Genomic DNA, 17,210 nt, shown 5'->3' on the forward strand with positions numbered 1-17,210 from the left:
CATCATGTCGCCGGCCGGATCTTCCGGCAGCACCGGCTTTTGCGTGACGACCATGCCGCGCATGATGGCGCCGGTGACGGAAAAGCCCAGTTCCGGCGAGCGCGCGGAGCTGGCGTACACGCGGCCGTAGGTTTCCTCGAAGGCGTCGACGATCTTGTCCCAGTCTTCGGCGGTCGCCGCGCTGCCGATCGGCGAGCTGATTTCCAGGTCGTTCAGCTGGCCCATGTACTGCATGCGGTAGCCGGGGCGCAGCATCACGTCTTCGGGCGCGAAGCCGTTGATCCGGAATTCCTCGATCACCTTCGCGGCCAGCTCGGACCAGGCCGTCTGGATGGTGGCGGCGGCGTTCGCCTTCTCGCCGGGCGAGGCGCTCTGCGGCAGCGCCAGGTCCACGCTCTTGTCGTAGCGGTACTCGAAGTCGGCACAGGCGCAGCCGAAGGCCGAGAAGCCCGCGGCCCAGGCCGGCACGACCACGTCCTTGAAGCCCAGGCCCTCGGTGTAGCCGTAGGTGTGAACCGGGCCTGCGCCGCCGTACGAGAAGCAGACGAACTCGGTCGGGTTGTAGCCCTTGGCGCTGACGTTGGAGCGCAGGTACTCGCGCAGCTGCAGGTCGAGCAGCTCGATCACGCCGGCCGCGGCGTCCTCGACCGTCAGGCCCAGCGGGTCGGCGATCTGCGCCTTGATGTGGTCGCGGGCGCGCTGCACATCGAGCTTGATCGCGCCGCCGAGGAAGTTCTCGGGGTTCAGGTAGCCCAGCACCACATGGCAGTCGGACACCGTGACCGTGTCCAGCCCGCTGTCGGGCCAGCAGGTGCCCACGCGGTAGCCGGCGCTGTCGGGGCCGAGCTTGATCGCGCCGCTGTACGGGTCCAGCCGCACGAAGCTGCCGGCACCGGCGCCCACCGAGTCCATCGTCACCAGCGGCAGCGACAGCACCAGCCGCGCCATGTCCGGGTCGGACGCGATCGCGAAGCTGCCCTTGGTGATCAGCGCCATGTCGAACGAGGTGCCGCCGATGTCGGAGCAGGCCACGTTCTCGTAGCCCAGCGCCTCACCGAGCAGCTTCGAGCCAATCACGCCGCCGATCGGCCCCGAGACGATGGTGCGGGCCAGCTCCTTGGCCTTCCAGCTGATCGTGCCGCCGTGCGTGGCCATCACGCGCAGGTCGAACTTCGCGCCGTGCTTGCGGAAGCGGTCGCTGACTTTCTTCAGCGTCTGGCGCGAGGGCTCGGCCGCGTAGGCCTCGAGCACCGTCGTGTTCATGCGGTGGCTCTCCTTGCGCTGCGGGTAGTAATCGACCGACGCGAACACCGGGATGTCGCTGCCGAGCTTCTTCAGCTCGTCGCGGCAGACGTCGCGTGCACGCTGCTCGCTGGCGCCGTTCTTGTGCGATTGCAGGAAGCAGATGACGATGGCCTTGGAGCCTTGCGCGACCAGCTCGCGCGTGGCCTGGCGCACCTCGGGCTCGCGCAGCGGGATGACGATCTCGCCTTGCACGTCGGTGCGCTCGGTGACGCCGCGCGTGCGCGACAGCGGCACCAGCGGCTCGTCGTAGCGGTGGGTGTTCAGGTGGATGCGTTCCTCCAGCGCGTAGCCCAGGTAGCTCTGGATCGCGCGGCCCATCGAGTGCACGTGCTCGAAGCCCTTGTTGACCATCAGGCCGACATCGAGCCCCTTGCGCTGCACGACACGGTTGAGCATGGCGGTGCCCGAGTACACGCAGGTGAGCAGCTCGGGGTAGACGTCGTCGACCGTGCGCTTCCAGTGCGCGAGTGCGTCCTGCGACGAGTTGAAGATCGCGAGCGACTCGTCGGCCGGGTTGCTCTGCGCCTTGCCGACGACGAAGCGGCCGTCCTCCCGGACGAAAAAGGTGTCGGTCATCGTGCCGCCGGCATCGATGCCCATCACCTGGACCTGTGACTGCATTTCCATGGGTAAGTCTCCTGATGACCCGTGAACCGGATGCCGGCGGCTGCCGGCATCGCCCCGAGCGGTTGTTGCGCTCGGGCACATCGATGCAGCGGCTGTGCCAAATCGGCGCAGGCCGGGCGCGCATTGGCGCAAGTGCCTGATTCGATTGGGGGTGCCTCGGGTTTACGAGAAGACTCGACCACCCCTCGCGGCGGCCGGGCGGGCGTTCGATTCCCGGACGATCGACCGAATGCCGGACGGCCGAATCACGGCTTCGGGGGCAGGCGGGAACGATTTCTGCCTCGTTCCGCGCAAGGGCCCGGGAGCGATATCCGAGGCTGGCATGCCCGATGCAATGCAAGCCCTGCGTGATGGCCGCGGCCGTCACGGCCGCAGCAGGAGAACACGATGATCGCCGACACCATGGAACGAGCCACCTACGCCGACTACGAACTGCGATTCCAGTCCCTCTTCGACGCCGGGCGTGCCTACGCCTTTCCTTGCGATGCCATGGGGCATGTCGACATGGACCGGCTCAGCGACCGGGCGCGCGCCAACTACCTCTACGCCCGCACGGTCGTCGGCCGCGAGCTGCTGACGCCGTCGATCCAGCGCAGCCGGTAGGGCCCGGCCGTGGCCGTTGCGGAGAGGGCCCGCGCCCTCAGCCGCCGCGCGCTGCGGCCTCGCGCAGCTTGTCCTTCTTGCTCTTGCGCCGGCCCTTGACGCCGCCTTCAGGTGGCGACACCGGCGCGACGGTATCGCGCGGTTCGAAGCCCGCGACCCGCTCGCGCGGCACGCGCTGGCCCTGGCGCTTCTCGATGAGCCGGAAATGTGCCTCGGTCGACGCGCTCACGAAGCTCACCGCCAGGCCGGCGGCGCCGGCGCGGGCCGTGCGGCCGATGCGGTGGGTGTAATCCACCGCCGAGCGCGGCAGGTCGTAATTGACCACCACCGGCAGGTCGGCGATGTGCAGGCCGCGCGCGGCCATGTCGGTGGCCAGCACCACGCGCAGCGCACCGCTTCGAAGCTCGCCCAGCACGCGGGTGCGCGCGCCCTGGCTCAGATCGCCGTGGAAGGCGGCCGCTGCCAGGCCGGCGCGCCGCAGCTTGTCGGCCACGTGCTCGCTGGCGTAGCGCGTGGCCACGAAGACCAGCACGCGCTGCCAGCCGCCTTGCTCGATGAGGTGGCGCAGAAGCTGGGTGCGCTGCGCCGCATCCACCTCCACCGCGTGCTGCTCGATGGCGGGCAGGCCGGCGGCGGGCGTGGCCGGCGCGTCCACGCGCACCGGGTCGTTCAACAGCGTCTGTGCCAGTTCCTGCACCGCCGGTGGGAAGGTGGCCGAGAAGAACAGGCCCTGCCGGCGCCGCGGCAGCAGCGCGGTCAGGCGCGCGAGTTCGTCGGCGAAGCCCTCGTCCAGCAGCCGGTCGGCTTCGTCGAGCACGAGCAGGGCGACGTCGTCGAGCTTGACCGCGTTGCGCTCGACGAGGTCCAGCAGGCGGCCCGGGGTGGCGACGATCACCTCGGCGCCGCCGCGCAGGCCGAGCATCTGCGGGTTGACGGAGACGCCGCCGAAGACCACGGCGACCTTCACCGGGTCGGCCAGGTGGCGCGACAGGGCGCGGATCGTCTCGCCGACCTGCGCGGCGAGCTCGCGCGTGGGCACGAGCACCAGGGCGTAGGTGCGGCGCCAGGCGGGCCGCCAGCGGTCGAGCTGGTGCAGCAGCGGCAGCCCGAAGGCGGCGGTCTTGCCCGAGCCGGTGTGCGCGCAGCCGATGACATCGCGGCCCTGCAGCGCGAGCGGGATGGTGGCGGCCTGGATCGCCGTGGGCTCGGCATAGCCGCGCTCGGCCGCGGCGCGCACCAGGGCCGGCGACAGGCCCAGCGCGGCGAAGGGCGGATCGGGCAGGGCGGCCGGGTTCACAGCCGCCTCACCTTCACCGAGCGCCCCTTCACCTTGCCGGCGTTCAGCCCGCGCAGGGCCTGCTCGGCCACGTCGTGCCGCACGGCCACGTAGGTGGAGAAATCGTTGACGTCGATCTTGCCGATGCAGGCGGCGTCCAGCCCGAGGTCCTTGGTGAGCGCGCCCAGCACGTCGCCCTTGCGGATCTTCTCCTTGCGCCCGCCGAGGATCTGCAGCGTGACCATCGGCGGGCGCAGCGGCCCGCTCGCAGCGTCGCCGGCCGACGCGGCCTCCAGCTCGGCCAGCGGGTGCCAGACGCTCTCGCTGCCCTGCATCTCGTCGATGCGGCCCACGCGGCCCATCTCGTCCATGCTGGCCAGGCTGAACGCCTGGCCCGATTCACCGGCGCGGCCGGTGCGGCCTACGCGGTGGGTGTGGACCTGCGCGTCGGGCGTGATATCGACGTTGATCACGGCGTCCAGGCGCGCGATGTCGAGCCCGCGCGCGGCCACGTCGGTGGCCACCAGCACGCTGCAGCTGCGGTTGGCGAACTGCACCAGCACCTGGTCGCGCTCGCGCTGCTCGAGGTCGCCGTGCAGCTCGAGCGCCACGATGCCCTCGGCCTGCAGCACGGCCACGAGGTCGCGGCACTGCTGCTTCGTGTTGCAGAAGGCCAGCGTGCTCTCGGGGCGGAAGTGGTTCAGCAGCAGGCCCACCGCGTGCAGCCGCTCGCTCTCCTTGACCTCGTAGAAGCGCTGGCGGATGCGGCTGGCGTCATGGCGCTCGGTGAGCTTCACCTCCTGCGGCTCGTGCAGGTAGCGGGCGGCGAGCTTGGCCACGTCGTCGGGGTAGGTGGCCGAGAACAGCAGGGTCTGGCGTTGCGACGAAGGCGGGCAGCGCTCGGCGATGGCGGCGATGTCATCGGCGAAGCCCATGTCCAGCATGCGATCGGCTTCGTCGAGCACCAGGGTGTTCAGCGCCTCCAGCACCAGCGACTCGCGCCCCAGGTGATCGAGGATGCGCCCCGGCGTGCCGACCACCACGTGCGCGCCGTGCGCCAGGCTCGCCAGCTGCGGGCGCATGGTGGCGCCGCCGCACAGCGTGAGCACCTTGACGTTGTCCTCGGCCCGCGCGAGGCGGCGGATCTCCTGCGACACCTGCTCGGCCAGCTCGCGGGTGGGGCACAGCACCAGCGCCTGCACCGCGAAGCGCCGTGGGTTCAGGTTGGCCAGCAGCGGCAGCGTGAAGGCAGCGGTCTTGCCGCTGCCGGTCTTGGCCTGGGCGATGAGGTCCTTGCCGGCCAGCGCCAGCGGCAGGCTGGCCGCCTGGATGGGGGTCATGTGCTCGTAACCGAGGCGCTGGAGGTTGGCCAGCACGTGGTCGGCGAGGGGGAGCGTGGAGAAGGCGGGGCCGGTGGGGGGCGCGCCGGCAGGGGATGCGGTCATGCAGGCATTGTCGGTGCGCGCGTGGCGCCACCGCTCAACCGACCTTCCTGTCGGCAAGTTCGAGAAAGGCCCGCACGCGGGCCGTCCGGCGAAGATCCTCGTGGAAGCCGACGTGGACCTCACGGCTCGGCGGTGCGTCGTGCACGTCGACGCGGCGCAATCCACCCAGGGCCTCGGCCAGCGCGCAAGGCAGCACGGCGACGCCCGCGCCCGCCTGGCACATGCGGGCCTGCGCTTCGCGGCTGTTGCTGCCGAAGACCGTCCTCGCCTCGGGGAATTTGCGCTTGAACCACGCGACGTCGGGAAGATCCTCGAAGGCGGCGTTCATGGTCAGCAGCTGCAGCCCCGCGCCCTTGGGCGGCAGCGCAAGGCGGTGGCGGCGCCCCACGTACAACCCGTACTCCAGGCGCATGAAACGCCGCTGAACGACCTGCGATTCCTGGAAGGGCGCGATGCGAAAGACGATGTCGGCCTCGCGACGCGCGAGGCTGAACAGGCGCGTATCCGTGATCAGCTCGATCGTCACGCCGGGATGGGCTGCGATGAATTCGGCGCACCACGGCGACAGCACGTGGACGCCGAACCAATCCGATGACGAGATGCGCAGCAGGCCCGAGAGCGAAGCGTCGCCGCCGGCAAGCCGGCGCTCCATCGACAGCGCCTCTTCTTCGATGCGCTGCGCATGCCCCAGCACCGCTTCGCCCTCCTCGGTGAGGACGAAGCCCGCGCGGCCACGCTGAAAGAGCGTCTGGCCCAGCGCGGACTCCAGCGCACGCAGCCGGCGCCCCATCGTCGGTTGCGTGCTGCCGATGGCCCGCGCCGCGCCGCCGAGCGAGCCCGCGCGCGCCACGGCCAGGAACACCTTCACGTCGCTCCACTCCATCGCAGATCCCATGCACATTTGACTGGCAGGCTGTCATTCTTGTTGGTTTACGAACAGAAGTGAATAGCCCAGACTGATCCCATTCTCAATTCCTGGAGCCTCACATGTCTGAATCGAACAGGGTTGCGGTCGTCGATGCCGCCGGCGGCCCCTTCCAGTTGCGCGAGCTGCCGATGCCGGCGGTGGGCGACACGCAGGTTCTGGTGCGCATCGCCGCCAGCGGCGTCAACCCGCTGGACGCGAAGATCCGCGCCGGCCAGGCCGCACATGCACGGCACCCCCTGCCGGCCGTGCTCGGCGTCGACATGGCGGGCACGGTCGAAACCGTGGGCCGCCAGGTCACCCAGTTCAAGCCGGGTGACGAGGTCTTCGGCATGGTGGGCGGCGTCGGCGGCCACCAGGGCACGCTGGCCCGGTACATCGCCGTGGATGCGGCGCTGCTGGCCCGCAGGCCGCGAACCCTGACGATGCGTCAGGCGGCGGTGCTCCCGCTCGTCTTCATCACCGCGTGGGAGGGGCTGGTCGATCGCGCCGGCGTCCGCCCGGGCCAGCGTGTGCTCGTGCACGGCGGCGCGGGCGGCGTCGGCCATGTGGCGATCCAGATTGCGCGGGCCCGTGGCGCGCAGGCCTGGGCGACCGGTTCCGCCGCGCAGCGCAGCGTGATCGAGACGCTGGGTGCCACGCCGATCGACCACATGGCGACGACCGTCGAGCGCTACGTCACGGAGCAGACGAACGGCGAGGGATTCGACGTGGTCGTCGACACGGTGGGTGGGGCGACGCTGGATGCGTCCTTCGTCGCGGCCAGGCGCTACACGGGGCACGTGGTCAGCAGCCTGGGGTGGGGCACGCATTCGCTGGCCCCGCTGTCGTTCCGGGGTGCAACGTACTCCGGCGTGTTCACGCTGCTGCCGCTGCTGACCGGCGAGGGCCGAGCGCACCATGGCCGCATCCTCGGCGAAGCGGCGCGCCTGGCCGACGAAGGTCTGCTCGCCCCGCTGCTGGACCCGCACCGATTCGGCCTGCACGAGGCCGATCAGGCCCACGCGTTGATGACGGGCGGCGGCGCGCGAGGCAAGGTTGCCGTCGACCTGGGGGCTTCGTGAGGCCTTCTTCCCGGCGCTTGCCCGCGCGCCGTCAGCAGCGGCCGGAACGCCGGCTGCGCGGCTGAAGCTTGTCGAGCTCGGCCAGCTGCTGCTTGAGCAGGATCAGCAAGGACCGGGCGTGCTCGACGGGCAGGCGCAGCCTGCTGGCGGCAGCCTCGTCGTCGCGCCCGGGGCGGGGCTGCACCAGCACGTCGATGCCCAGCTCGATCACGCCCATGTCGTGCCGCATCGATTTCAGACGCTGCACCTCGATGTCGTAGGTCTTCACGCACGTTCTCCTGCGAATGAGTGATGCCGGATTGTCCGGGCAGGCCGCGAGGCCGGCGCGACCGGCGCCGTCACATCTGCTTGAACAGGTGCAGGAAGGTCCGGCTGACCGGCAGCACCTCGGCGCGGCCCTTCAGGTGGATGTCCGCCGTTTCGTTCTCGCCGCGCGTCACGTGGCTGATGGCGCGCAGGTTGACGACGACCGAGCGGTGGACCTGCGCGAACTGGCCGGGGTCGAGCTGGGCCAGCAGTTCCTTCAATGGCGTGCGGATCAGTGCCTCGCTGGGCTTGCCGCCATCGCCGCGCCAGGCGATCAGCGTGTACTTCTCGTCGGAGCGCAGGAAATCGATGTCGTCCACCGCGATCAGGCGCAGGCTCTGGCCGACGGTGGCGCGGATCCACCGCAGCGGCGTGGCCGTGGCGGTCGAACCGCCGGCGCCGCGTTGCTGCAGGTGCGCGGCCAGCTGCTGCAGCAGCGCCTCGGTCGCCTCGGCAGGCAGGGCGGCGTGCAGGCGTTCCTTCAGGCGCGCCACCGTGTCGGCCAGGCGGGCCGGTTCCACGGGCTTGACGAGGTAGTCGAGCACGCCCTGCTCGAAGGCCTTCAACGCGTACTGGTCGAACGCGGTCACGAAGACGAGGTGGGCGCGGCGGCCGATCTGGCGCGCGGCCTCCACGCCCGACAGGCCCGGCATGTGCACGTCGAGAAAGCAGATGTCGGGCCGCTGCGCCTCGAACATCTCGACCGCCTCGCGGCCGTTGCGGGCCTGCGCGACGACCTCGAGCTCGGGCCAGGCCCGGGCGAGCAGGTGCAAGAGCTCGTCGCGCAGCAGCGGCTCGTCGTCGGCGATCAGCGCGGTGGGGCGTCGGGGGCTGGTCTTGGTCATCGGGTGCCAGGGGGATTCTCGGCGTGTGCCGGCTGGGCGGGGAAGTCGATCTCGGCGCACACGCCGTGCGGCACGATGCCGGCGAGGCTCAGCCGCGCGTCGCCGCCGAAGGCGAGCTGCAGGCGCTCGCGCAGCGTGCTCAGCCCGGTGCCGGCCGGGCGGTCGGCGGCGGCGCCCAGGCCGACGCCGGTGTCGATCACGCGCGCGCTGCAGCGGCCGTCGCGCACTGCGACGTTCACCTCGATGCGCCCGCCTTCCTCGCCCGGGTCGATGCCGTGCCGCACCGCGTTTTCCACCAGCGTCAACAGCGCCATCGGCGGGCAGCGCAGGCCGAGCGCGGCGGCGTCGGCGTGCAGCGTGAACTGCAGCCGGTCGGGCATGCGCAGGTGCATCAGCTCCAGGTAGGCGCGCACGAGCTCGAGCTCCTGGCCGATCGTCGTCGCCGGCTCGTCCAGCCGCGGCACCGCGGCGCGCAGGTAGGCGATCAGGCTGTCGAGCACGGCGCTGGCGCGCGGCGAGCCGGCATTGACCAGCGCGCGCACGTTGGCCAGCGTGTTGAACAGGAAGTGCGGCTGCACCTGCGCCTGCAGCAGCCGCATGCGCGCATCGAGCGCCTGGCGCTCGTATTCGCTGCGCTCGAGCTGGAAGGCCAGCGCCTGGTGGCGCGCCAGGGCCTCGCGTTGGCGCACGATCGCTCCCATCGCGATCCACGGCGCGAACAGCTCGCCCTGGATGCACAGGAAGCCGAAGCCGACCAGCCGCAGCTCGTTGCGCCAGAAGCGCAGCTCGCCGGTGGTCAGCCAGTAGGCCAGCAGTGCGCCCAGCGGCACCGTGACTGCCACGCCGACCAGCTGCCAGCCCCATCGCGCCAGCCAGCGTGGCAGTGTCGCGGGCCAGCGCTCGCACAGGCCGAAGGCCAGCAAGACCATCAGCGCAACGGTCATCGTGCGGGCGATCCAGACGAGCGCCGGCGTGGTGGCCGAGGTCAGGCTCAGCATCAGGCCGAACGGGATCGCCGACAGCAGCGCGAAGCGCACGCGCCGCCAGGCCAGCACGCGGGCCCGGCCATCTCGGGGCGCGGGCGGGGCAGGGGCGACGGATTCGGTCATGGGGATCGTGATGGGTGCGGCGGCATGCTCAGGAGCGTAGTGTGGCCAATGGCGGGGCTGCCCGCGAAGCGACACGGGATCGATGCCGGCCCCAGTGGATCGAGGCACGGCGGACGGCGACGGGCCGCGGTGGCCCGGCCCCGGCCATCGCCCCACCCACGCCGCGGATAAGGGGGCCGCGCTTGTGTGTTCGATTAAAGATGCATACGCTATGCATCTATTAGAGGTCGCACCATGAACACCGCGAGTCCTGCCCGACTGTCTCCCGCCCAGACCGCCGCCGAACAGGCCGCGCCGCTGGCCCGCGCGCTCGAGCGGCCGTACCGCCACGGCTTCGTCACCGAGGTCGAGTCCGATGCGCTGCCCCCGGGCCTGGACGAGGGCACGATCCGCGCCATCTCGCGCCGCAAGCGCGAACCCGAGTTCCTGCTGAAGTGGCGCCTGGCGGCTTTCGAGCGCTGGTCGGCGATGCGGCACCCGGCCTGGGGCCAGCTGCGCCTGACGCCGGTGGATTTCCAGTCGATCAGCTACTACTCGGCGCCGAAATCGATGAACGCCGGGCAGGACGGCCCGAAGAGCCTGGCCGACGTCGACCCCAAGCTGCTCGAGACCTACGAGAAGCTTGGCGTGCCGCTGCACGAGCGCGCCCGGCTGGCCGGCGTGGCGGTCGACGCGGTGTTCGATTCGGTCTCGGTCGGCACGACGTTTCGCGAGCAGCTGGCCGAGGTCGGCGTCATCTTCTGCTCCTTCTCGCACGCGGTGCAACACCACCCGGAGCTCATCGAGCGCTACCTCGGCACGGTCGTGCCGCCGGGCGACAACTTCTATGCGGCGCTGAACGCGGCCGTGTTCTCCGACGGCTCCTTCGTCTACGTTCCCGCGGGCGTGCGCTGCCCGATGGAGCTGTCGTCATACTTCCGCATCAATGCGCGCAACACGGGCCAGTTCGAGCGCACGCTGATCATCGCCGAGCCAGGCAGCCACGTGAGCTACCTCGAAGGCTGCACGGCACCGCAGCGCGACGAGCACCAACTCCACGCCGCCGTGGTCGAGCTCATCGCGCACGAGGACGCCCACATCAAGTACTCGACGGTGCAGAACTGGTACCCCGGCGACGAGCAGGGGCGCGGCGGCGTCTACAACTTCGTCACCAAGCGTGGCCTATGCGCCGGGGCGCGCTCGCACATCGCCTGGACACAGATCGAGACCGGCTCGGCGATCACCTGGAAGTACCCGAGCGTGGTGCTGCGCGGTGACGACTCGCGCGGCGAGTTCCACTCGATCGCCGTCACCAACCACTTCCAGCAGGCCGACACCGGCACCAAGATGATCCACCTCGGGCGCAACACGACGAGCCGCATCGTCTCGAAGGGCATCAGTGCCGGCCGCGCCCACAACAGCTATCGCGGGCTGGTGCGCATCGCGCCCACGGCCGCCGGCGCACGCAACCACACCCAGTGCGATTCGCTGCTGATCGGGCCGGAATGCGGGGCACACACCTTCCCGTACATCGAGGCCGCGCGCGACGACGCGGTGGTCGAGCACGAAGCCACGACGACCCGCATCTCCGAAGAGCGGCTTTTCTACTGCCAGCAGCGCGGCATCGACGCCGAGGAGGCCACCGCGCTGATCGTCGGCGGCTTCTGCCAGGCCGTGCTCGAGGAGCTGCCGATGGAATTCGCCCTCGAGGCCAAGGCCCTGCTCGCGGTGTCGCTCGAAGGGGCCGTCGGATGAGCCGCACCCGAATCCACCCTCCAAGGCAAGGACAAGAACCATGACCGTCCCCGAACCGCTGCTGCGTTTGCGCGACCTGCGCGTCGACGTCGGCGAACGCCACGTGCTGAAGTCGATTTCGCTCGACGTGCCCGCCGGCGCGCTGCTGGTGCTGATGGGCGCCAACGGCAGTGGCAAGAGCACGCTGGGCCTTACGCTGGCTGGCCACCCGCGCTACCGCGTCGTCGGCGGCCAGGCGACGCTGGCGGGGCAGGACCTGCTGGCCATGAGCGCCGAGGCGCGCGCCCGCGCCGGCTTCTTCCTGTCGTTCCAGGCGCCGCCCGAGATCCCCGGCGTGAAGAACAACCTGTTCATCCGCACGGCGCTGAACGCGGTGCGCGCCGCGCGCGACGAGCCGCCGCTCGATGCCTTCGATTTCCTCGGCGATGCGCGCGACGAGGCCGGCCGCCTGGGCTTGCCCGAGGCGATGCTGGGCCGCCCGGTCAACGACGGCTTCTCCGGCGGCGAGCGCAAGCGCAACGAGTTGCTGCAGCTCGCGCTGCTGCGGCCGAGGCTGGCGATGCTGGACGAGATCGACTCGGGCATGGACGTGGACGGCACGCGCGCCATCGTCCGGCTGGTGCAGGCGTTGCGCGCGCAGGGCACGGCCTTCATCGTCGTGTCGCACTACCTGCAGCTGATCGAATCGCTGGCGCCCGACGCCGTGCTGCGGCTGGACCAGGGCTGCATCGCCGAAACCGGAGGCCTCGCGCTGGCCGCCGACATCGCGCGCACCGGCTTCGCGCGGTCGGCCGCCGAGCCGCAGGAGGCCTGACGCGATGGACCTTTCCCGCGCTGACATGCTGGCCGCCCGCCACCGGCTCGACACCCGGGGCTGGATCCCCCGCAACGCCGAGAACTTCCGCCACCTGCCGCCGCCCGGTGCCGCGGTGTGGCTGGGGGACGAGGGGCCGGCGCCTGGCTGCGAGGCCCACCCGCTGGCCGGCGCCGGCTGGACGCTGCACCCGCTGGGTGACACGCCGCAAGGCCGGGTCGACGCGCGCTGGCTGGACGCAGCCGATGCCGCGCAGCGCGCCGAGCTGTTTGCCGGCCTGCCCGCCACGGGGCAGGCCGATGCCGATGGCGACGCCGCGCCATTCGCCTGGGCCCACCGTGCGCTGTGCCGGCAGGGCCTGCGCCTGCGCATCGGCGGCGAGCCGGGCGCCCAGCGGGGCGAGGCCGGCACCGTGTGGCTGCAATTGCGCCACCAGCCGCGCGCGGCCGTCGAGGCGCCGCTGCTGGTGATCGAGCTGCAGCCCGGCGTACAGGCGGTGCTGGTCGAGCTGCACGACCGCGAGCCGCTGGCCTGCGGCCAGCCCATCGTGCAGAACCTGCAGGTGCACCTGCGCCTGGGCGAAGGCGCGAGCCTGCAGCACCTGCGCATCGTCACGCCTGCCGCCACCGACCAGATCGCCCACCACCTGCACGCGTGCCTCGGTCGCGGCGCCCGCTACGAGCAGGCGCTGATCGCCTCGGGCAGCAGCTACCACCTGCAGCGCGAGCTCATCGAGCTGCAGGCCGCCCGGGCCGTGGCGCGCAGCGCGGGCCTGCTGCTGGCGGCCGGCGCGGCCCTCGAGCAGCAGGTGAGGGTGTCGCATGCGGCCGGGCGGACCACCAGCGCTGTCGAGGCGCTGGCGCTGGCCCGCGGCGCTGCGCGGGCCGTCGTCAATGCCCACACGCACATCGCGCCGGGGGCGGCCGGCGCCGAGGCGCGCCAGCGCCTGGTCGGCATCCCGACCGGCGGCCAGCCGCGCCTGGTGTTGCGGCCGCACCTGGAGATCCACCACGACGACGTGCAGGCCACGCACGGCGCCACCTGGGGCAGCCTGCCAGAGGACGCGCTGTTCTATGCCCGCCAGCGCGGCCTGGACGAAGCCACCGCCCGCGGCCTCATCGTCGAGGGCATGGCGGCCGCCTTGCTGGAGCGATGCTTCGGCGAGCGCCCCCTGCCGCCGGCGCTGGGCCTGGCCACGCTGCTGCAGCGCGCGGTGGGCCGTCATCTGGCGCCCACCGACAAGATGCCGGAGTCAAGCCATGGGTGACAGGCCGCTCGCCACGGGCGCCGCGGGCCTGGCCCAATGGCGGGCCCTGTTCCCGATCCTTGCGCAGCCCGTCAACGGCAGGCCGCTGGCCTACCTGGACAACGCCGCGACGACGCAGGTGCCGCTGCCGGTGCAGGATGCCCTGCGCCGCTTCGAGCAGCACGACCGGGCCAACATCCACCGCGGCGTGCACACGCTGAGCCAGCGTGCGACCGATGCCTTCGAGCGCGCCCGCGGCGAGCTCGAGCGCTTTGTCGGTGCCGGTGCGGCGCACGAGCTGGTCTTCACCTCGGGCACGACCGATGCGCTGAACCTCGTCGCGCACGGGCTGTCGACGGCGGGCATCTCGCCAGCGACGATCCGTGCTGGTGACGAGATCGTCGTCAGCGGCCTCGAGCACCACGCCAACCTCGTGCCCTGGCAGCAGGCGGCGCGCCGGGCCGGCGCGGTGCTGCGAATCCTCTTGCCGGACGAACAAGGCCAGCTGCATGCAGACGACCTGGCCCGCCTGCTGACGCCGCGCACCCGCGTGTTCGCGCTCACCGCCTGCGCCAATGCGACCGGCGAGCGGCCGCCCTTCGAGGCCCTGTTGGCCCAGGCCGCGGCGGCTGGCGCATTGACCGTGCTCGACGCCGCCCAGGCGGTGGGGCACGGCACGCTCGATGTTTCGGCCCTGGCCTGCGATTTCCTGGCCTTCTCGGGCCACAAGATGTACGGGCCGATGGGCACCGGCGCCCTGGTCGGCCGGCGCGACGCGCTCGAGCGCCTGGAGCCACTGCGCTACGGCGGCGACATGGTGGTGTGGGTCACCCAGGAACAGGCGAGCTTCGCCGAGCTGCCGGCGCGGCTCGAAGGTGGCACGCCGAACGTGGCCGGCGCGGTGGGCATGGCGGCCGCGGCGGCCTTCATCGAGCAGGTCGGGCGCCAGGCGATCGACGAGCATGTGGCCGCGCTGCGCGCGCATGCGGTGGCCGGCCTGGCCGCGCTGCCGGGCGTCACGGTGCTGTCGGCCGACGGGGGCCCGTCGGCCATCGTCTCGTTCGTCGCCGAGGGCGTGCACCCGCACGACATCGGCACGCTGCTGGACGAGCAGGGCATTGCGGTGCGCACTGGCCACCACTGCGCGCAGCCGCTGATCGAACACCTGGGCCTGGGGCCGACGACCCGGGCCTCGTTCGCGCTGTACAACACGCACGACGAGGTCGAGCGCCTGCTGGCCGGCGTGGCGCATGCGCTGGAGGTGTTGCGATGAACACCGCCGCCGCGCTCGAGCTCTACCAGGACGTGGTGATGGACCACAAGCGCGCACCGCGCAACTTCGGCAGCCTGCCCGCGCCGACGCACGAAGCCCGCGGCCACAACCCGCAGTGCGGCGACGACCTGCGGGTGGCGCTGGACGTGCAGGATGGCCAGGTGCGCGACATCCGCTTCAGCGGCCAGGGTTGCGCGATCTGCATCGCCTCGGCGTCGATGATGACCGAGGCGGTGCGCGGGCATGAGCTGCAGTTCGCACGCGATCTGCAGCAGCGCTTCCGCGCGGTGCTCACGGGCCAGATGGAGCCCGAGGCCGCCCACCTCGGCAAGCTGGTCAGCCTGGCCGGCGTGCAGCGCTACCCGAGCCGCATCAAGTGCGCGCTGCTGGGCTGGCACGCGCTGATGCAGGCGCTGGGCGGGCCCGAAACCGACGCGGCGGGAAAGGCATGAGGCCGTCGCGCGAAGCGGTGGTGACCGCGCGCCCCGTGCGCGTCGAGTGCATCCCCGACGGGCGGCCCGCCGAGTTGCCGGCCGGCACGCCGGCCTGGATCACGCAGGCGCTCGGCACCGCGTTCACGCTGCTGGTCGAGGGGCAGCTGATGCGCCTGCGCGGCGCCGATGCCGATGCGATCGGCAAGCCGGTGCCGGCCGCGCAGACCATGGCTGCGCCCGAAGGGCCCGACGGGCTGCGAGACCTCGTGTGGCAGACCCTGAAGACCTGCTACGACCCCGAGATCCCGGTCGACATCGTCGAGCTGGGCCTGGTCTACGGCTGCGACGTGAAGCCGATGGACGACGGGCGCTTCCGTGTCGCGGTCACGATGACGCTGACCGCGCCCGGCTGCGGCATGGGCGAGATCCTCGCCGACGAGGTCTGCGACAAGGTGCTGGCGCTGCCGCAGGTGGGCGAGGCCCATGTCGAGATGGTGTTCGACCCGCCGTGGGACCGCTCGCGCATGTCCGAGGCGGCCCTGCTCGCGCTCGGGCTGTGACTGCCATACTGACGGCCCACCCAAGGCAACCATGCGCCTCGCCGAATACACCGACTACACCTTGCGCGTGCTGATGTACTGCGCGGCCCGGCCGGGGCAGCTCGTCACGATCGGCGAGCTGGCCGAGCACCATGGCGTGTCGAAGAACAACCTGATGAAGATCGTCAACGACCTCGCCCGCCAGGGCATGCTCGAGACGACGCGCGGCCGCGGCGGCGGCCTGCGGCTGCTGAAGGACCCGGCCGAGATCCGCGTCGGCGACGTGGTGCGCGCGTCCGAGACCGACTTCCGGCTCGTGGAGTGCTTCGACACCGATGCCAACGAATGCACGCTGAGCGCGGCGTGCCGCCTGAAGCGCCTGTTCGGCGACGCGCTGCAGGCCTACTTCAGGGAGCTCGATGGGGCGACGCTGGCCGACATCACCGTCCCGGCGGTCGGCCGCGGCTCGGCCCGGGTGGTGCGGGTGCTTCGGCCTGGCCGCCCCAAGCTCGAGGCGGCGAAGCACCATGCGTGAACCCGCACGCAGAGGAACCGGCATCGAGTTGCCCGGCCACAGCGCGCCCGCGGCCGGCTTCGAGGTGCCGCTGGAGATGCTGGCGGCCTGCCACCTGCGCGTCGAGAGCCAGTGCGCCACCTTGCTGCGGCTCGTGCCGCACGTGGCCGCGCACGGCGCCGACGAGCCGGCGCGCGAGGCGGCCGCCGCGGTGCTGCGCTACTTCGACACGGCCGCCGTCCACCACCACGCCGACGAGGAGGTCGATCTCTTCCCGGCGCTGATCGAATCGATGGCGGGCTCCGACGCTGTCTGCCTGCGCGAGCTGGTCGGCGCGCTGACGGCCGACCACCGCGAGCTCGAGCGGCGCTGGCGCGGGCTGCGCCGCGCCCTCGAGGCGCTGGCGAACGGCCATGGCGCCACGCTGGCCGCCGACGAGGTGCAGGCCTTCGTCCAGCGTTACCAAGAGCACATCGCCCGCGAGGAGGCCGAGTTGCTGCCGATGGCGGCGCGGCTGCTGAGCGACGCCGAGCTGGACCGCATCGGCCTGGCCATGCGCGCCCGGCGCGGCGCCGTCGAGCGGGCCTTGTCTTCGAACCGCTGAACACCGATGAAAGACACCACGCCACCGGATCGCCGGGCCAGGCGCCTGCCCCTGGTCTACTCGTGCTCGGGCTGCTCGAGCGCGGCCCAGCTCGCCAACCACGTGGCCGTGCGGCTCGACCGCGAGGGCCTGGCCGAGATGTCCTGCGTCGCCGGGCTGGGCGGCGATGTCCCCAGCCTCGTGCGCAAGGCCGCCGAGGGCGTGGCGTCAGGCCGGGCCGTGCTGGCCATCGATGGCTGCGTGCTGCATTGCGTGCGGCAGACGCTGGCGCGGCACGGCATCGCACCGACCCATCACCTCGAGCTGTGGCGGCTGGGCATCCGCAAGCGCCAGCACGAGGATTTCAGCGCCGACGAGGCCGCCGAGGCGCTGGCCCATGGCCGGCGCGCGGTGGCGGCGCTGCGGCCCGCGCCCTGAAACGATGCCCTGAGCAGCGCTCAGGGCGTGGTCGCCGTGCCGGCCTGGCCGGGCGCACCGACCTCGCGATGGACGCGCTCGAGGGTCTGCACCATCGGCGCGATCTCCTCCGGCGCAAGCCCGCCATGGC

18 protein-coding genes are annotated in these 17,210 nt (G+C 71.7%); 11 read left to right on the forward strand and 7 right to left on the reverse strand.

Features of this window, described 5'->3' with window-relative positions; all coding sequences use genetic code 11:
- On the reverse strand, positions 1–1,932 hold a 1,932-nt coding region (locus tag VJ693_RS10330), incomplete at its 3' end, for a hydantoinase/oxoprolinase family protein (RefSeq protein ID WP_324153862.1).
- A gap of 387 nt (positions 1,933–2,319) precedes the next feature.
- Between VJ693_RS10330 and VJ693_RS10335 the strand changes: the two genes are divergently transcribed.
- Positions 2,320–2,535: a hypothetical protein gene (locus VJ693_RS10335; RefSeq protein ID WP_324153864.1), complete on the forward strand. Its 216-nt coding sequence runs from the start codon at positions 2,320–2,322 to the stop codon at positions 2,533–2,535.
- Between the two features lie 37 nt (positions 2,536–2,572).
- Here VJ693_RS10335 and VJ693_RS10340 read toward each other — a convergent pair whose 3' ends face one another.
- Genes VJ693_RS10340 through VJ693_RS10350 form a run of 3 tightly spaced genes read right to left on the reverse strand, consistent with a single transcriptional unit; the run spans position 2,573 to position 6,157 of the window.
- Entirely contained in the window at positions 2,573–3,832 is a 1,260-nt protein-coding gene (locus tag VJ693_RS10340; protein WP_324153866.1) for a DEAD/DEAH box helicase, read from the reverse strand.
- Positions 3,829–5,256, reverse strand: a complete 1,428-nt coding sequence (dbpA, locus tag VJ693_RS10345; protein WP_324153868.1) for an ATP-dependent RNA helicase DbpA — start codon at positions 5,254–5,256, stop codon at positions 3,829–3,831. The genes VJ693_RS10340 and dbpA overlap by 4 nt, the downstream gene beginning before the upstream one ends.
- Positions 5,257–5,290: 34 nt before the next feature.
- The gene (locus tag VJ693_RS10350) at positions 5,291–6,157 is read right to left on the reverse strand and encodes a LysR family transcriptional regulator (RefSeq protein WP_414652254.1); all 867 of its coding nucleotides are present in this window, start codon (positions 6,155–6,157) and stop codon (positions 5,291–5,293) included.
- A gap of 86 nt (positions 6,158–6,243) precedes the next feature.
- On the opposite strand from VJ693_RS10350, the gene VJ693_RS10355 reads away from it, so the two are divergent.
- Entirely contained in the window at positions 6,244–7,245 is a 1,002-nt protein-coding gene (locus VJ693_RS10355) for a zinc-dependent alcohol dehydrogenase family protein (RefSeq protein WP_324153870.1), read from the forward strand.
- Between the two features lie 31 nt (positions 7,246–7,276).
- Here the strand turns inward: VJ693_RS10355 and VJ693_RS10360 are convergent, their stop codons facing one another.
- The 3 genes from VJ693_RS10360 to VJ693_RS10370 form a co-directional block, all read right to left on the reverse strand.
- Positions 7,277–7,513, reverse strand: coding sequence for a hypothetical protein (locus tag VJ693_RS10360; protein ID WP_324153872.1), 237 nt, complete (start codon positions 7,511–7,513; stop codon positions 7,277–7,279).
- Between the two features lie 70 nt (positions 7,514–7,583).
- Positions 7,584–8,396, reverse strand: coding sequence for a LytTR family DNA-binding domain-containing protein (locus tag VJ693_RS10365; RefSeq protein ID WP_324153873.1), 813 nt, complete (start codon positions 8,394–8,396; stop codon positions 7,584–7,586).
- The gene (locus tag VJ693_RS10370; protein WP_324153875.1) at positions 8,393–9,505 is read right to left on the reverse strand and encodes a sensor histidine kinase; all 1,113 of its coding nucleotides are present in this window, start codon (positions 9,503–9,505) and stop codon (positions 8,393–8,395) included. The genes VJ693_RS10365 and VJ693_RS10370 overlap by 4 nt, the downstream gene beginning before the upstream one ends.
- A 234-nt stretch (positions 9,506–9,739) precedes the next feature.
- Here VJ693_RS10370 and sufB point away from each other — a divergent pair, with 234 nt between their 5' ends.
- Genes sufB through VJ693_RS10415 form a run of 9 tightly spaced genes read left to right on the forward strand, consistent with a single transcriptional unit; the run spans position 9,740 to position 17,080 of the window.
- Positions 9,740–11,239 (forward strand): Fe-S cluster assembly protein SufB, encoded by a 1,500-nt coding sequence (gene sufB, locus VJ693_RS10375; RefSeq protein ID WP_324153876.1) that lies wholly within the window; start codon positions 9,740–9,742, stop codon positions 11,237–11,239.
- Between the two features lie 40 nt (positions 11,240–11,279).
- Positions 11,280–12,053: a Fe-S cluster assembly ATPase SufC gene (gene sufC / locus VJ693_RS10380; protein WP_324153877.1), complete on the forward strand. Its 774-nt coding sequence runs from the start codon at positions 11,280–11,282 to the stop codon at positions 12,051–12,053.
- 4 nt (positions 12,054–12,057) lie between these two features.
- The gene (locus VJ693_RS10385) at positions 12,058–13,320 is read left to right on the forward strand and encodes a SufD family Fe-S cluster assembly protein (RefSeq protein WP_324153878.1); all 1,263 of its coding nucleotides are present in this window, start codon (positions 12,058–12,060) and stop codon (positions 13,318–13,320) included.
- Positions 13,313–14,572 (forward strand): SufS family cysteine desulfurase, encoded by a 1,260-nt coding sequence (locus VJ693_RS10390; protein ID WP_324153880.1) that lies wholly within the window; start codon positions 13,313–13,315, stop codon positions 14,570–14,572. Before VJ693_RS10385 ends, VJ693_RS10390 begins: the two co-directional genes overlap by 8 nt.
- Positions 14,569–15,024, forward strand: a complete 456-nt coding sequence (sufU, locus tag VJ693_RS10395; protein WP_324153881.1) for a Fe-S cluster assembly sulfur transfer protein SufU — start codon at positions 14,569–14,571, stop codon at positions 15,022–15,024. Before VJ693_RS10390 ends, sufU begins: the two co-directional genes overlap by 4 nt.
- On the forward strand, positions 15,021–15,566 hold the full coding sequence (sufT, locus tag VJ693_RS10400; protein WP_324153883.1) for a putative Fe-S cluster assembly protein SufT: 546 nt from the start codon (positions 15,021–15,023) through the stop codon (positions 15,564–15,566). Before sufU ends, sufT begins: the two co-directional genes overlap by 4 nt.
- Before the next feature lie 31 nt (positions 15,567–15,597).
- Positions 15,598–16,080 carry an Rrf2 family transcriptional regulator gene (locus VJ693_RS10405; RefSeq protein WP_324153884.1) on the forward strand — a complete coding sequence of 161 codons (483 nt, stop codon included), beginning with the start codon at positions 15,598–15,600 and terminating at the stop codon, positions 16,078–16,080.
- Positions 16,073–16,663 carry a hemerythrin domain-containing protein gene (locus tag VJ693_RS10410; protein ID WP_324153886.1) on the forward strand — a complete coding sequence of 197 codons (591 nt, stop codon included), beginning with the start codon at positions 16,073–16,075 and terminating at the stop codon, positions 16,661–16,663. Before VJ693_RS10405 ends, VJ693_RS10410 begins: the two co-directional genes overlap by 8 nt.
- A gap of 6 nt (positions 16,664–16,669) precedes the next feature.
- Positions 16,670–17,080 (forward strand): putative zinc-binding protein, encoded by a 411-nt coding sequence (locus tag VJ693_RS10415; protein ID WP_324153888.1) that lies wholly within the window; start codon positions 16,670–16,672, stop codon positions 17,078–17,080.
- Positions 17,081–17,210 lie beyond the last annotated feature (130 nt).

Source organism: Ideonella sp. (genome assembly GCF_035254525.1).
In the GTDB taxonomy this organism is placed as follows: domain Bacteria; phylum Pseudomonadota; class Gammaproteobacteria; order Burkholderiales; family Burkholderiaceae_C; genus Ideonella.

Coding starts and splice junctions, on each gene's coding strand:
- VJ693_RS10335 (WP_324153864.1), top strand. CDS start 2,320: ATGATCGCCGACACCATGGAACGAGCCACCTACGCCGACTACGAACTG.
- dbpA (WP_324153868.1), bottom strand. CDS start 5,256: ATGACCGCATCCCCTGCCGGCGCGCCCCCCACCGGCCCCGCCTTCTCC.
- VJ693_RS10350 (WP_414652254.1), bottom strand. CDS start 6,157: ATGTGCATGGGATCTGCGATGGAGTGGAGCGACGTGAAGGTGTTCCTG.
- VJ693_RS10355 (WP_324153870.1), top strand. CDS start 6,244: ATGTCTGAATCGAACAGGGTTGCGGTCGTCGATGCCGCCGGCGGCCCC.
- VJ693_RS10365 (WP_324153873.1), bottom strand. CDS start 8,396: ATGACCAAGACCAGCCCCCGACGCCCCACCGCGCTGATCGCCGACGAC.
- VJ693_RS10370 (WP_324153875.1), bottom strand. CDS start 9,505: ATGACCGAATCCGTCGCCCCTGCCCCGCCCGCGCCCCGAGATGGCCGG.
- sufB (WP_324153876.1), top strand. CDS start 9,740: ATGAACACCGCGAGTCCTGCCCGACTGTCTCCCGCCCAGACCGCCGCC.
- sufC (WP_324153877.1), top strand. CDS start 11,280: ATGACCGTCCCCGAACCGCTGCTGCGTTTGCGCGACCTGCGCGTCGAC.
- VJ693_RS10385 (WP_324153878.1), top strand. CDS start 12,058: ATGGACCTTTCCCGCGCTGACATGCTGGCCGCCCGCCACCGGCTCGAC.
- VJ693_RS10390 (WP_324153880.1), top strand. CDS start 13,313: ATGGGTGACAGGCCGCTCGCCACGGGCGCCGCGGGCCTGGCCCAATGG.
- sufU (WP_324153881.1), top strand. CDS start 14,569: ATGAACACCGCCGCCGCGCTCGAGCTCTACCAGGACGTGGTGATGGAC.
- sufT (WP_324153883.1), top strand. CDS start 15,021: ATGAGGCCGTCGCGCGAAGCGGTGGTGACCGCGCGCCCCGTGCGCGTC.
- VJ693_RS10405 (WP_324153884.1), top strand. CDS start 15,598: ATGCGCCTCGCCGAATACACCGACTACACCTTGCGCGTGCTGATGTAC.
- VJ693_RS10410 (WP_324153886.1), top strand. CDS start 16,073: ATGCGTGAACCCGCACGCAGAGGAACCGGCATCGAGTTGCCCGGCCAC.
- VJ693_RS10415 (WP_324153888.1), top strand. CDS start 16,670: ATGAAAGACACCACGCCACCGGATCGCCGGGCCAGGCGCCTGCCCCTG.